The organism is Bradyrhizobium sp. in8p8 (assembly GCF_000426845.1).
GTDB lineage: Bacteria > Pseudomonadota > Alphaproteobacteria > Rhizobiales > Xanthobacteraceae > Bradyrhizobium > Bradyrhizobium japonicum_C.
Map to the genome: position 1 here is coordinate 33,786 of NZ_AUGD01000022.1, position 14,366 is coordinate 48,151.

Annotated in this window: 13 protein-coding genes; 6 read left to right on the top strand and 7 right to left on the bottom strand. The window is 64.0% G+C overall.

What is annotated here, in order from left to right:
• Window positions 1–369: 369 nt before the first annotated feature.
• From K408_RS0132640 to K408_RS0132655, 4 genes are all read left to right on the top strand, one after another.
• Window positions 370–1,122 (top strand): outer membrane protein, encoded by a 753-nt coding sequence (locus K408_RS0132640; RefSeq protein ID WP_024342724.1) that lies wholly within the window; start codon window positions 370–372, stop codon window positions 1,120–1,122.
• Window positions 1,123–1,356: 234 nt separating this feature from the next.
• Window positions 1,357–2,049, top strand: a complete 693-nt coding sequence (locus K408_RS0132645) for an outer membrane protein (protein WP_024342723.1) — start codon at window positions 1,357–1,359, stop codon at window positions 2,047–2,049.
• 263 nt (window positions 2,050–2,312) lie between these two features.
• Entirely contained in the window at window positions 2,313–5,291 is a 2,979-nt protein-coding gene (uvrA, locus tag K408_RS0132650) for an excinuclease ABC subunit UvrA (protein ID WP_024342722.1), read from the top strand.
• Between the two features lie 40 nt (window positions 5,292–5,331).
• The gene (locus K408_RS0132655; protein ID WP_024342721.1) at window positions 5,332–5,994 is read left to right on the top strand and encodes an HAD-IA family hydrolase; all 663 of its coding nucleotides are present in this window, start codon (window positions 5,332–5,334) and stop codon (window positions 5,992–5,994) included.
• On the opposite strand, the gene K408_RS0132660 is transcribed toward K408_RS0132655, so the two are convergent.
• Both K408_RS0132660 and K408_RS0132665 read right to left on the bottom strand, forming a co-directional pair.
• Window positions 5,991–6,218 (bottom strand): hypothetical protein, encoded by a 228-nt coding sequence (locus K408_RS0132660; RefSeq protein WP_024342720.1) that lies wholly within the window; start codon window positions 6,216–6,218, stop codon window positions 5,991–5,993. The genes K408_RS0132655 and K408_RS0132660 overlap by 4 nt on opposite strands.
• A 144-nt stretch (window positions 6,219–6,362) precedes the next feature.
• A complete protein-coding gene (locus tag K408_RS0132665; RefSeq protein WP_024342719.1) occupies window positions 6,363–7,007 on the bottom strand; it encodes a TetR/AcrR family transcriptional regulator in 645 nt (214 codons plus the stop codon).
• A gap of 177 nt (window positions 7,008–7,184) precedes the next feature.
• Here K408_RS0132665 and K408_RS39415 point away from each other — a divergent pair, with 177 nt between their 5' ends.
• Both K408_RS39415 and K408_RS0132675 read left to right on the top strand, forming a co-directional pair.
• Window positions 7,185–8,213, top strand: a complete 1,029-nt coding sequence (locus K408_RS39415; RefSeq protein ID WP_024342718.1) for an alpha/beta hydrolase family protein — start codon at window positions 7,185–7,187, stop codon at window positions 8,211–8,213.
• 29 nt (window positions 8,214–8,242) lie between these two features.
• Complete coding sequence (locus K408_RS0132675; protein WP_245265957.1) at window positions 8,243–9,058, top strand: DUF3313 domain-containing protein; 816 nt, start codon at window positions 8,243–8,245, stop codon at window positions 9,056–9,058.
• Window positions 9,059–9,232: 174 nt separating this feature from the next.
• Here the strand turns inward: K408_RS0132675 and K408_RS0132680 are convergent, their stop codons facing one another.
• From K408_RS0132680 to K408_RS0132700, 5 genes are all read right to left on the bottom strand, one after another.
• Window positions 9,233–10,186, bottom strand: a complete 954-nt coding sequence (locus K408_RS0132680) for a YVTN family beta-propeller repeat protein (protein ID WP_024342716.1) — start codon at window positions 10,184–10,186, stop codon at window positions 9,233–9,235.
• Between the two features lie 2 nt (window positions 10,187–10,188).
• Window positions 10,189–10,752, bottom strand: coding sequence for an SRPBCC family protein (locus K408_RS0132685; RefSeq protein ID WP_024342715.1), 564 nt, complete (start codon window positions 10,750–10,752; stop codon window positions 10,189–10,191).
• Window positions 10,753–10,943: 191 nt separating this feature from the next.
• Complete coding sequence (locus tag K408_RS0132690; protein WP_024342714.1) at window positions 10,944–11,696, bottom strand: AAA family ATPase; 753 nt, start codon at window positions 11,694–11,696, stop codon at window positions 10,944–10,946.
• 100 nt (window positions 11,697–11,796) lie between these two features.
• The gene (locus K408_RS0132695) at window positions 11,797–12,657 is read right to left on the bottom strand and encodes a PCC domain-containing protein (RefSeq protein ID WP_024342713.1); all 861 of its coding nucleotides are present in this window, start codon (window positions 12,655–12,657) and stop codon (window positions 11,797–11,799) included.
• A gap of 9 nt (window positions 12,658–12,666) precedes the next feature.
• Window positions 12,667–14,274 (bottom strand): acyl-CoA synthetase, encoded by a 1,608-nt coding sequence (locus K408_RS0132700; protein ID WP_024342712.1) that lies wholly within the window; start codon window positions 14,272–14,274, stop codon window positions 12,667–12,669.
• Window positions 14,275–14,366 lie beyond the last annotated feature (92 nt).

Consider the following 14,366-nt stretch of genomic DNA (forward strand, 5'->3'; position numbering starts at 1 on the left):
GACCCTATACGCTCGCGGCCCCGGATCGGCCCGTCGCACCGCAGGTTATCCCCACATATAGCACCAATTCCTCGCCTGTTCTAGATTTGTTCCAGAAAATCGATGGAACAACCTGGAATGGAACTCTGCCGAAAAATTTGAGGCGGGCGGGGAACCCGATGGAACTTTTTGCGGTTCCCGTGACAGCACGAAACTTAATGAACATCATCTACTTAGCTGGCTCACGATCGTGAGGGACTGTTGCATTTCGGAGACGGACTCGATCACCAAATCGCGCTACGGTTGACTCGGACTTGGACGTTATGGGCATCGCGCTTAACCGCTTCGGGGATCTCGCAAGAAGCGGACAACTTTGGAGGGCTTTAGGAAATGAGAAAGACCTTAGTAATTGCATTTGGGGCCGCTGCGCTGGGCCTCTCTGCTCCGGCAAACGCGGCGGATCTCGCCGCTCGTCCGTACACGAAAGCGCCGGTGGCTGCGCCCGCGCCGATCTACACCTGGACCGGTTTCTATGCTGGTATTCAGGGCGGTGGCGGCTGGGGCGACAGCGACGAGACGTTCTTCCTCCTTCCGAACGGCCCGGGCTTCGCAGGAACTCAGAACTACGACATCAGCGGCGGTTTCGTCGGTGGCGTGTTCGGCTATAATTGGCAGTCGGGCCCGGTCGTTTTCGGCATCGAGGGCGACTATCACTGGTCTGATATCAGCGGCCGTTCGGCGGAAATCAATGCCGGCCTAGGCGACACCTACTTCACGAAGATCCGCAGCTTCGGCGATATCAAGGGCCGTCTCGGCTATTCGACCGGTCCCGCTCTGTTCTTTGTCAGTGGCGGTGCCGCCGTTGGCGACCTGCAGCATCGCTATGATGTTCCTCTCGTCGGCAGTGTCGTGCGGAATGACTGGCGTTGGGGCTGGACCGTCGGCGCCGGCGCGGAATACATGTTCGCCCCGAACTGGTCCGCCAAGGTCGAGTACAACTACATCGATTTCGGCACAAGCACGCTGCAGTACACCGCTCCGGCTGTTGCCGCGAACCGCTCCGAGTGGACCGACACCGTTCACACGGTCAAGGCTGGCGTGAACTATCACTTCAACTGGGGCGCGCCCGCTCCGAGGTACTGATAGCGCGAATCGCGCGTGACGATCGAAGGCCGGCCTCGCGCCGGCCTTTGTCGTTTGGATGCAGCTCGCTCGGGGTAATGGGTCAGTAACCATCACCTTTTGTGACGTTGTGGCTTTTCGGAGACACAACTTGCAGCTTTGATGGTGTAATGCAGCGCCAGTTGGGCCGTTGAGTCCGCTCCCTTCCGGTCACGGAAGGCAACAACAGAAACTGGTACTGGGATTAAGTTGAAAATGAAAAAGGTTTTGTTGGCTTCGGCCTGCTTGTTCGCCCTGGCAGCTCCTGCTTCGGCTGCTGATCTCGCGGCTCGCCCCTATACCAAGGCTCCGATGGTTCCGGCCGCTGCCGTCTACAACTGGACGGGCTTCTATCTCGGTATCGTCGGCGGCGGCGCCTGGGAAGCCTCTTCGGGCGACCCGAAGATGCAGGGCGGCTTCGTCGGCGGCACCGCTGGCTACAACTGGCAGGCCGGCAACGTCGTGTTCGGCCTCGAGGCCGATGGCGCCTGGGCAGACGTCAGCGCCTCGGCGGCTGGCACCGTTTTCGTCGCCGGCGTCGGCGGCGTCCCCGCTTCGGTGTCCTCGAGGACCGACGCGATGGGCACCGTGCGCGGTCGCATCGGCTGGGCCGTCAACAACGTGCTGCTGTACGGCACCGGCGGTTACGCCTGGATCGACAACAAGGTCACCGCCACCCTGGGCGCTGCCTCGATTTCCGACAGCAAGTTTCACTCCGGCTGGACCGTTGGCGCGGGTGTCGAGGCGTTCTTTGCTCCGCAGTGGTCGGTCAAGGGCGAGTACCTCTATCGCAGCCTCGGCGGCGAGACCTACTTCTCGGGTCCCGTTCCCAGCGGCACGCTCAACCTTCACACCGTGCAGGTCGGCGTGAACTATCACTTCGGCGGCCCGGTCGTCGCGAAGTACTGATCACGACCGACGTCACATCGTCACGAAAGGCCGGCCTTGCGCCGGCCTTTTTTGTTTTGCCCGTTAGAGCTCCGAAAGTCCCTGCTGCCAGATGCCGCCAGCGCGCCAACAATCCGTTGACGATTCGCAAGTCGCACTGGAAATCCTCTGTCGTTCTTCCTACGTTCGCTGACATACCCATCGGCGCCGATCCGGTTCCGGGCGAAGCGCGCCTTTCCCTTGGCGCGATTGCGCGTCTTTGGGCTTCCTTGAGGACCAGCGGGATGGACGAAGTGATCAAGGCGAAGCGCCAACAACAGAACGCGGGCTCCAGCCTGCGCGCAATTACGATCCGCGGCGCGCGCGAGCACAACCTCAAGAATATCGACGTAGAGATTCCCCGCGACAAGCTCGTGGTGTTCACGGGCCTGTCGGGCTCCGGTAAATCCTCCCTCGCCTTCGACACCATCTACGCCGAGGGCCAGCGCCGTTACGTCGAATCGCTGTCGGCCTATGCCCGCCAGTTCCTGGAGATGATGCAGAAGCCGGACGTCGACCAGATCGACGGCCTGTCGCCGGCGATCTCGATCGAACAGAAGACCACCTCGAAGAACCCACGCTCCACCGTCGGTACCGTCACCGAGATCTACGATTACATGCGCCTGCTCTGGGCGCGCGTCGGCATACCCTATTCGCCGGCCACGGGCCTGCCGATCGAGAGCCAGACTGTCTCGCAGATGGTCGACCGCGTACTGGCGCTGCCGGAAGGCACCCGCCTCTATCTGCTCGCTCCGGTCGTGCGCGGCCGCAAGGGCGAGTACCGCAAGGAACTCGCCGAATGGCTCAAGAAGGGGTTTCAGCGCGTCAAGATCGACGGCACCTTCCATGAGCTTAGCGAGGCGCCGGCGCTCGACAAGAAATTCCCGCACGACATCGACGTCGTGGTGGACCGCATCGTCGTGCGCGCAGATATCGGTCAGCGCCTCGCGGAAAGCTTTGAGACCGCGCTGAAGCTCGCCGAAGGCCTAGCCGTCATCGAGTTCGCCGATGCACCCGCGACCGCGCCCGCGGAAGAGAAAAAGAAGACGGCGAAGATCCACGACAAGAGCGGCCCCGAGCGCATCCTGTTCTCGGAGAAATTCGCTTGCCCGGTCTCGGGCTTCACCATCCCCGAGATCGAGCCGCGCCTGTTCTCGTTCAACAATCCCTATGGCGCCTGTCCGGCCTGTGGCGGCCTCGGTGTCGAGCAGCATGTCGACGAGGACCTCGTCATTCCCGAGAAGGATCTGACGCTGCGCAAGGGCGCGATCGCGCCCTGGGCCAAATCGTCATCACCCTATTACGTGCAGACGCTGACCGCGCTCGGCAAGCATTACAAGTTCACGCTCGACACCAAGTGGAAGGATCTGCCGAAGAAGACGAGAGACGCACTTCTCTACGGCTCCGGCGAGGACGAGATAAAGTTCTCCTACGAAGACGGCGTTCGCTCCTACGACACCAAGAAGCCGTTCGAGGGTGTCATCACCAACATCAACCGCCGCTATCGCGAGACCGAGAGCGAGTGGGCCCGCGAGGAGCTGGCGAAATATTTCCACGACGTACCCTGCGAAGGCTGCAAGGGCTTCCGGCTCAAGCCGGAGGCACTTTGCGTCAAGATCGGGGGCAAGCATATCGGCGAAATCTCGGAGCTGTCGGTCAAGAAGGCCGGCGAGTGGTTCGAAGGCGTGCCTGATACGCTGAACAAGCAGCAGAACGAGATCGCCGGCCGCATTCTGAAAGAGATCCGCGAGCGCCTCACCTTCCTGCTCGACGTCGGCCTCAACTATCTCACGCTGTCCCGCTCCTCCGGCACGCTGTCGGGCGGCGAGAGCCAGCGCATCCGCCTGGCCTCGCAGATCGGCTCGGGTCTGACGGGCGTGCTCTACGTCCTGGACGAGCCTTCGATCGGCCTGCATCAGCGCGACAACGCGCGCCTGCTCGATACGCTGAAGCGGCTGCGCGACCTCGGCAACACCGTGGTCGTGGTCGAGCATGACGAGGACGCCATCCGCCTCGCCGACTACGTGCTCGACATCGGCCCCGGCGCCGGCATGCATGGCGGCAACATCGTCGCCGAAGGCACGCCCGCCGAGATCATGCGCAACCCGAAATCGCTGACTGGCAAGTATCTCACCGGCGAACTCGAGGTCGAGGTGCCGGAGCGGCGCCCGCCGAACCATCGCCGCACCATCAAGGTGGTGAACGCGCGTGGCAATAACCTCAAGAACGTCACCGCCGAGATCCCGCTCGGCCTGTTCACCTGCGTCACCGGCGTCTCCGGCGGCGGCAAGTCGACGCTGCTGATCGACACGCTCTATCGCGCCATCGCCCGCAAGCTCAACAACGCCAGCGAAGGCGCCGCGCCGCACGATCGCATCGAAGGCCTCGAGCACATCGACAAGATCATCGACATCGACCAGTCGCCGATCGGCCGCACCCCGCGCTCGAATCCGGCGACCTATACCGGCGCGTTCACGCCGATCCGCGAATGGTTCGCCGGCCTGCCGGAGGCGAAAGCGCGCGGCTACGAGCCGGGTCGCTTCTCCTTCAACGTCAAGGGCGGCCGCTGCGAGGCGTGCCAGGGCGACGGCGTCATCAAGATCGAGATGCACTTCCTGCCCGACGTCTACGTCACCTGCGACGTCTGCAAGGGCAAGCGCTACAACCGCGAGACGCTGGAGGTGCTATTCAAGGGCAAGAGCATCGCCGACGTGCTCGACATGACGGTCGAGGAAGCCGCCGAGTTCTTCAAGGCGGTGCCGCGCGTGCGCGAGACCTTCAACACGCTGCACCGTGTCGGCCTCGACTACATCCATGTCGGCCAGCAGGCGACGACGCTCTCGGGCGGCGAAGCCCAGCGCGTCAAGCTCGCCAAGGAGCTGTCCAAGCGCGCCACCGGCCGCACTCTCTACATCCTGGACGAGCCCACCACCGGCCTGCACTTCCACGACGTCAAGAAGCTCCTGGAGGTGCTGCACGAGTTGGTGGCGCAAGGCAACACCGTCGTCGTCATCGAGCACAATCTCGAAGTCATCAAGACCGCCGACTGGGTCATCGACCTCGGCCCCGAAGGCGGCGACGGCGGCGGCGAGATCGTGGCGTGGGGCCCGCCCGAGGACATCGCGAAGGCGCCGCGCAGCTATACGGGCAAATTCCTGGCCCCTGTGCTGGAGAAGGCGCGAAAGCCGAAGCGGCGGCGCGCGGCGAGCGAGGCGGCGGAGTAGGTAGCGAAATGGGGCGAGCCATCGGCGCGCATAGGACGGAATGAACAAGGCCAACCCGCCCTACTCCCTCGCCATCTTCGACCTCGACGGCACCCTCGCCGACAGCTTCCCGTGGTTCCTGCGCACCATCAACGACGTCGCCGATCACTTCAATTTTCGCCGCGTCGCGCAAGAGGACATCGAGGAGCTGCGGCATGCCTCGAGCCGCGAAATCCTTTCCCGGCTCGAGGTGCCCTTGTGGAAGCTGCCGGCGATTGCGCGGCATGCGCGGCGGCTGAAGGCGGAGGCAGCTGGCGAGATTTCGCTGTTTGCGGGCGTCGAGGCGATGCTGCGGATGCTCGCCGACAACGGCGTGCAGATGGCGCTCGTGACCTCCGACAGCGAAGCCAACGCGCGCGAGAAGCTCGGAGACGCCGCGGCGCTGTTTTCACATTTCGACTGCGCGGCTTCGTTGTTCGGCAAGCCCGCGAAATTCCGCAGGGTCATCCGCCGCGCCGGCGTCGCGCCTGCCCGGGTGATTTCGATCGGCGACGAGGTTCGTGACATCGACGCCGCGCGGGCCGTCGGGATCGCTTGCGGTGCAGTGTGCTGGGGTTATGCGGCACCCGCGGCGCTGCAAGCGCTTCGGCCCGACCATGTGTTCGAGCAGATCAGTGACATCGCGCCGGCCCTGATCGGTGCCAGAAATCCCATGCAGGCTTAGCTGCCGCGGGGCGGATCGTGCTTCTCCATCGAGACCACGATCCGCTCCAGCAAGCCGTTCATCCGCCGGGTCTCGGCCACCTGCTGCTCGTAAAGCTCGATCAAGGTCGCACCGGACGATCCGCGCGCCTGCATGCCGTTTCGTCGCGAGAACCAGAACCAGAACCCGATCAGAAGCACGAACGGCAGCCACGCCACCGCGAGTTCGACCCATTTATTGTCCATTGCAAATGTTTCCGCTTCCTGCCGTGCATCTCTCGATGGAGAATCAATCCTGGAGAGCATCTGTCGGCGTAAGGCGGCTTCCGGTTCGAGCACGAGGCCCCGCATGGACCAAGGTGGGATCCCGCCACCCGGCCCGGCACTAGCTCACTCGCCGGATCGACCGGCAGCCTTGCGCGACGCCCCTCCTCCGATTTCCTTGTCCAGGCACGCAAAAGCCTCCTTCACGTGGGTGGCCAGAGGTCGCTTGCCCTGGTCGCGATTCCAATTGTCGATCGCCAGGCGCAGCGCTCCAACCGACATCATAGCGACCACGCGCAGCGCAGCCTGGCGATGGGGCTGCGCCCACATCTGGCGCAGCGCCTCGAATACGGCTTCTTCCTTCTCGACGTATTTCGCCTGCTGCCGGATGCGAAGCGCCTCGTTCGCAGACATCAGGCGTTCGATCACCTTGGTCTGCTTGTAGTCGACCTGAAAGCGGGCCGTCAGGTCCAGCAAGGCGCTCTTCACGGCATCGAGAGGCGACTGCCTGGTCGTTTGCTCCAGCACGGCGGCACGCAGCGTCTCGCTGAACCCGCCGTCCTGCCAGGCCAGGAGGATCTCTTCTTTGGACTTGAAGTAGTAGAAGAACGTCCGCCGCGAGATCCCCGCCGCCTCCGCGATCGCGTCCAGCGTGGTGGCGTCGTAGCCCTTGGTCAGGAACAATTTCAGGCCTTGCTCGGCGATACGATGCTGCGTTTCGCGCCGCTTCCGTTCGCGCAGGCCTTCCTCCTTTCGGGGCGAATTTTTCATCGCCCGTTTCTGCCATGAAATCGACCAGTTTGCAAAATTACACTAAGTGCAATTGAAACTTACACTCGGTGAGACTTTGAGCAAGGTGCATTCATGGTGAACCGGTCGGGCGGCGACACTCCCTCTCGGCATGTTCGATCTGCGCGCAGCGCCGGCGAAGCAATCGCTCCTGAAAATATGACGCGACGGCGCCTCGGCACCATGCTGCTCGCAGCCGCGGTTACAGCGGCGCTCACCGCACATTCAGCGCAAGCGCAGTCCGCTCCGCCCGCTTTCATCGATTTCGACTGGGCCGATCCCGCGCGTTCGCGGCCCGTTCCGGCGCGCCTGCACTGGCCGACGGATGCCGCGCCGGGATCGCGTGTGCCGCTCATCGTGTTCTCCCACGGCCTCGGTGGCTCTCGCCGCGGCTACAGCTATCTGGGGCGATATTGGTCGGCCCGCGGCATTGCCAGCTTGCATGTCCAGCATGCGGGCAGCGATTCGTCGCTCTGGGCGGGCAATCCCCTCGCCGTCGTGGACCGCTTGCAGCGAGCCGCCCATGAGAGCGAGGCGCTGGCGCGAGCCTTGGACCTGCGCTTCGCCCTGGATCGCATGCTGTCGAGTCCCTATGGCGCCCACGTCGATCGCCAGCGCGTCGTAGCGGCGGGGCATTCATATGGAGCGAACACTGCTCTTGTTGCCGTTGGCGCCCGCGTGATGCGCGAAGGGAGATGGGTGGAGGCCCGGGACCCGCGCTTTGGAGCCGCCATCGTCATCTCGGCCCCTCCATTCTATGGCGAGTCCGATCTTGCCTCGGTGCTGAGCAGGATCACCGTTCCAACCCTTCACGTGACGGCGACGAACGACGTCATTCAGATTCCCGGATACTACTCGCCCGCTGCCGACCGGTTGAAGGTCTTCAATGCCATCGCCACACCGCGAAAGCTGCTCGCCGTGTTCGAAGGTGGTTCGCACAGCGTCTTCACCGATCGCGCCTTCACGGGTGGTCCCGCTCTCAACCCCAAAGTCAAGCTCGCGACCGCCGAGCTCACTCTGGCCTTTCTCGACCTGGTTTTCGAAGGCAACGGGGCAACGCTGGCGCGCTGGAATGTCACTTGGCAGCCGTTGCTGGCGTCGGCGCCGGGGGCCGCACCTTCTCCCCTGCCCGCCGCGCATTCCCGGCGCATGGCCCAGGGAGCGACCGATCTCGTTTCCTCGCCATGAGATGGCCCGCGGTAGCAGTCTTGAGCTTGATGGCGGCCGGTTGCGCGGCCGCCCCGCTCGAACGCGCCGGGTCGCTCGCCTCATACGACAATCTTACGCCGTCCGATGGTCTGCTGACGAAGTCGCAGCTCCGGATCAGCAAGGCCGATGTTCTCGCAGCGAAGACGGCTCGCATCGAGCCGACCGCCTTCACGGCAGCCGCGGTGAGCCGGCCGTTCTCGCAGCAGCAGCGCACGCTGATCAAGAATGCGGTCAACAGATCGATGTGTCTTGCGCTGAGCGAGCGCTTCCGGATCGTGGCCACCACGGAGGCTGCGGACTTGAATGTTCGCGCGATCATCACACACATTGCGCCGACCGATGCGACGGCAGCGGGCGTCTCCAAGGTCGCGAGCGTTGTGCCGTCCATCGTTGCTCCCGGCGTGCCCATTCCGGTGCCGCGGCTTCCAATTGGACTTGGGAGCCTGTCCGTCGAGGCCGAGGCCCGCGATCGCAGCGGCAACCAACAGGCGGCCATGATCTGGGCGCGCGGGGCGAATTCCTTCACCAGCTCTCCGCGTGTATCGAGCGATGGCGACGCCTATGATCTTGCCGACGCTTTCGGAAGCGATTTCGGGAGGTTTTTGGTGACCGCGGAGAGTCCGTTCGGGAAGGTCCCAGCGCCACCGTCCGCCGACAGATTGAGCGCCTCGCTCGGTGGCGCGCCCAAGGAAGCGATCTGCGAGACATTCGGCCGAGCGCCGGGATTGGCCGGCCTCGTCGGAGAACGGATCGGCTTGCCGCCGGACTGGACCGATCGGGGTGCGCCAGAGGACGCCGTGTCAGAGGCGCAGAACGTCAATTGAGCTTTGGCGGAATGGTTCTGGGTTGAGACCCGGCAGCCGCACCGTTCGAAAACGCCCCACGCTTGCGCGCGGCCGCTCCTTCATCGCTCCATCAACCCCAGCCCTATCCAGCTTGAGGCCCTGCATCGGCCGATTTGGGCCCCTTTGGGAAAGTCACCGCGGGGTTTTGACGAACTACTCGGTCCTGCGCAAAAACACCCCGAACGCGCGCGGGCCGTCGCCGGTCTTGATCTCACCCACGACTTTCAGTTCGGCCGCATCGATGATGCTGAGCGTGTTGCTCTCCCAGCAGGCGACGATGATGCGCTTGCCGTCCGCGGTTGCCGCGATGCCTTCGGGATAATCGCCGACACTGATGCGCTTGATCGGCTTCAAGCTCGCCAAGTCGAACACGGTGACGGTGCCGCCATATTGGTCGGTGACGAAGCCGCGGCCCTGCGTCAGCGCCACCGCATAGGGGCGCATCCCTGCCGGTACACGGCCGATTTCGCGGGCCTCCGCTATATCGATGACCGAGACATCGTCGGAGCCGACATTGGCGGTATAGGCGCGCCTGCCATCGGCGTCGATGATGATGCCGAACGGGCGCGTACCGACCTTGATTATGGCCTTGCGCTGGCGCGTCGCGGTGTCCACCACCGAGACACTGTCGTCGTCACGGTCGGCCGAGAGCAGCAGCTCGCCATCCGGCGTCACCGCGAGGCCCGATGGCGAGGCGCCGACTGCGATGCTGGCCGTGACGCTGCGCGAGGCCGTATCGATCACCCGCACCGCAGCGGCATACCAGTCGGCGACATAGGCGGTACGGCCATCGGGTGCGACGGCAATGCCGAGCGGTCCGCCGCCGACCTCGATCCGCCCCGTGACTTGCCGCGCGGCCGCGTCCACCACCGTCACCTCCTTGGCGTCGGGACTCGTCACATAGGCAAAACGCCCGTCTGTGCTGACGGCGACGCCCGCCGGCTTGCCGCCGATCGGGATCGTCGCAACGCTACGCGACGTCGCGAGATCCACCACCATCAGATCATCGCTCAGTTGGTTGGTGACGAACGCCTCTTCGGCGACTGCAGTACCGAGCGCAAGGCCGCCAAGGCCGGCGGCTAGCGCCGCCAGAGCCAGCGCGCGCACGATCAGCTACCGCTCTCGATCTTCTTCTTGAGGGCCTCGAGCCCGGCCTTGTACAGCCCGCTCACTGCAGCCTTGGCAGCCTCGTCGTTCAGCTCCGGCGGCGGATCGTTGTTGGGATAGCCGCGGTAGAACGCGCCGGCCCATTCCACCTTCGCCTTGCCATCGGATGCAGGCGACACCGTCAACGTCGAGGAATAATTGGTGACGGGCAACACCTTCACGTCCACCTTGGTGATCCGATACGAATAGCTCAACATGTCGGGCTCGTATTTATAGAGCTCCTCCTCGACCGTCGCGCCGCCCGCAAGGGTCAGCGTCCGTGTCGCGCCGATCTCGTTGCCCTTTTCGCCCGTGGTCTTGGTGACGGGTGGAAGCCAGCTCATGTCCTGAAAATTGCGGATCGCGGCCCAGACCTTCTCCTGCGGAGCATTGATCTCGATGGCTTCCCGTACCTTCTGCCGTGTCGGCCCGTGGGCCCGAACCGGTTCAAAGGCAGCCGTCAGAGTCATCCCCGCAACCACCAGCGCCGCCACCCCGGCGACCGCCGCTCCGCTTCTCATCCTCATGTCGTTTCCTCATCCTTCGATCTGCGCGACTTGGGGCGCGCTGAGATCATCGTAGCGCATTTTTGGACTCTGGGGAGACTTGTTCGTGGCACGGTTGTGGCGAGGCCCTAGCCGTCGTCGCCGCGGAAAGAACCCGGATTGCTTCGCTCCGCTCGCAATGACGACGGAGAGAGCTGCCGCCGACTGCGCCATCACTCGGCCAGCGTCGCTTCTACGAACCCACGGGGATCTGCGCAGAACTCCCGCATCAGGCGGTAGTGATCCGTCTCCTCCACCGTCACGGGTTCAAGTCCATGCTTTGTCAACTGCAGAAGCCGCGCGTTGGGATAGGCCATCAGCATCGGGGAATGGGTCGCCATGATGACCTGACAATTCCTGGAGGTGTCCATGCGGTGCAGCAGCTTCAAGAACTCCATCTGGCGCGCGGGCGACAGCGCCGATTCCGGCTCGTCGAAGATGAAGATGCCCTGCTTCTGACATCGCTCCTGGAAGAAGCGCAGAAAGCCTTCGCCATGGGAGTAGGACAGAAAATCGGGCGGCATGTCGGAGACTTCGTCGAGATATCGCGCAACGGAGAAGAAAGTCTCGGCGCGGAAGAACCAGCCGTTGGTGATCTTCGGCACCCACCCGGCGCGAAGCGCGGCCGACAACTCCCCGCCCATGATCTCGCGCGCATTGGAATGATCGACCGCGCGATAGCCTTTGCCCCCGCCGGCGTCGTCATAACCGGCGAGCGCTGCAATGCCCTCCAGGATGGTCGATTTGCCGGTGCCGTTCTCGCCGACGATGATGGTGATCGCGGTGTCGAAGCTCAGATCGAATTCTTGGCGGAAGATCGGAAGGCAGTACGGATACGTTTCCCAGTCGGGGACCAGCGTGCGGTCGAGCCAGACGCGCCGAAGATAAGGAGCCGGCAGCCTGATGTCCCGCTGTCGCCCTCGCATCTCCAGCCCTCCCTTTGCCTCGTCCGGTCACAGGAACATATCAGGAACAACGATCCTGAGGAAGTGGTTTCCGCGGAGAACGGCAAGCCCAGGCTGTGACCTAATCCACCACCTCCAAGACCAGTTCCATCGTCATCAGCACCGGATTGTCCCCGCGGATCAGGCAGCCCTCGGCGATGCCGCCGGTATAGTCGATCAGGGCGGCATCGAGGATGGCCTCAAGCGCGCCGGCGCTGCCCGGCGCTATCGTGCCGGCCTTGACCGCAAGCTCGGTCGCAAACGGCTCAATTACTCCACCATGAGTGAAGCGAGCGCCGATGGTCGAGCCGACACCGCCGCGGATCCTGGCGCGTGCAATTCCGCGCGCCCGGCAAAAATCTTCCAAGCAGCCGGCAAAGTCCTGGTTCGGACGCAGCCGCATGGCAAACGCACGGCTCGTCGTCGGAGCGCCGGTGCTCTCGGCCGACACCGGCCCGAACAGCTTGAAATTGGTTTCGGGATCGGGTTCGGCCGTGAACATCGCGCCATCGATGCCGAAAGCCTCGACCTCGAACGGTTCGGCGACGACGGTCTCATCCGGCATCATGTGACCGCCGCTTGTCTTACCGTCCGCCTCCGTCCACAGCGCATGGCAATGAAAGAACGGCGCGCCGTCGCGCATGCCGAGCGTCATGCTGCCGAGCCGCACGCGCGTCACGCCCTTTGGCCGGAACGTGTCGCTGTAGAATGCCGCGTTTTCGCCGGTCTTCGACAGCGCCGGCATGACATAGGCGAACGGTCCGAGCGCGCCGCGGCGAAAGTTCAGCACGCCGCCCGCAAAACCCTCGGCGGCGAAGCCGCGCAGCGCAGCCTCGAGCAGCGGCAGGCCGGTTTGAAGCGCGAACGTGAACGCGCGTCCCCTCGCCTCCACCCATTGAACGCGTTCGGGGGACGGCAAGCCGGGCTGCTTGATGCTCCGCATTCCCTTCGCTCAGCCCGCCTGCTTTTCATTGAGATCGAGCAGCCCGCGCGCTTCGAGTTCGTCACGCACCATGCGCTTGGGTACTTTGCCGTAACCGGATTTCGGCAGCGCCTCCCAGAAGAAGAATCGCTTCGGCATCTTGTAGCGCGGCACCTTCGGCGACAGGAACGCCGCCATCTCCGCTTCGCTCACTGGCTTCGCGCCTTCGCGCGCAACGCAAACGGCGACTCCGACCTCGCCCCAGGTCGCATCGGGCACGCCGAGTACGGCGACCTCGCCGACCGCGGGATGCGTCAGGATCTTCTCCTCGATCTCGCGCGGATAGATGTTAGAGCCGCCCGAGATATACATGTCGGAAGCGCGCCCGGTAATGTAGACGAAGCCCTCCTCGTCCATGTGGCCGAGATCGCCGGTACGGAACCAGCCGTTGCGAAACGCCTTCGCATTGGCCTCGGGGTTGTCGTAGTAGCCCGCGAAGACCGCTGGCCCGATGACGCAGATCTCGCCGCTCTGGTTTGCTTGGAGCTCCCGGCCCTCGTCGTCCTGGATGGAGACCTGCATGCCGGTGCGCTCGAAGCCGCAGGTTCCGATCTTGGCGTGCGGGCCGTCCTCGGGATCGTGCAGCGCCGCCGGCAGCACGGTGATGTTGCCGGTGACCTCGCCCAGCCCAAAATACTGCACGATCACGTTGCCAAGCTTCTTCAGCGCCACCTTCTGGTCCTCGCGATACATCGGAGCGCCCGCATAGATGACGTGACGCAGCGAGGAATGGTCGTGTTTGTCGGCGGCGGGATGCTCGACCATCATCTTCAGGATGGTCGGCACGGTGAAGAGATTGCTGACGCGATGCTCCTCGATGAGGCGGAACGCCTCGTTGATGTCGAACTTCTCGGTCGGCAGCAGCACGGTGCGTGCGCCACGCGCGGTCTGCATCAGCTGATGGACGCCGGCGCCGTGCGACAATGGCGCCACCACCAGGGAGGCATCCTGCTCCGTCACCCCCGGCGTGAGATCGGCGAGATGATTGGTGACGACGAATCCCATCTGGCCGTGGGTCAGCACCGCCGCCTTTGAGCGGCCGGTGGTGCCCGAGGTGAAGAAGAACCAGCAGGGATCGTCGTGCTCGACGGCGACGTTCTCCACGGCAGCATCCTGCTGCGAGGCGATCGCGTCAGCCACCGATCGCTCGCCGAACGCGGCCTTGCCGTCGATGCTCCAGGTGAACTCCAATGCGCCGCCCTTCACGACCGCAGCGTGCTCGGGAAAATCGACATGGCACAGGAACGCTTTGGCGCCGGAGGCCTGCGCGAGATAACTGACCTCGTCGGGCATCAGGCGGAAATTGGTGGGCACCCAGACTGCGCCGAGCCGGAACGCGGCGAACATCGAAACGAACATCTCTTCGCCGTTCTTGGAATGAACGAGAATGCGATCGCCTTTGGCGATGCCGCGCGCCGCAAGCGCGGCTGCCAGTGCCGAGACCTGTGCATCGATCTCGCGCCAGGTCCAGGACTTGTCGCCCCAGACGAAGCCGGGGCGCGATGCGTGCCGCCGCGCGTTCTGCGTCAGCATGTAGGCGAGATTCATGACGCGTCGGGACATACGCAAGGGCTGCATCGGGCTTCCTCTTCGACGATGGGGCGACACGCGAGCCACCCGCTCATTGCAGCCCATTTATCGCCAACGCCGGCGTCCCTGCAAGGCCGGCT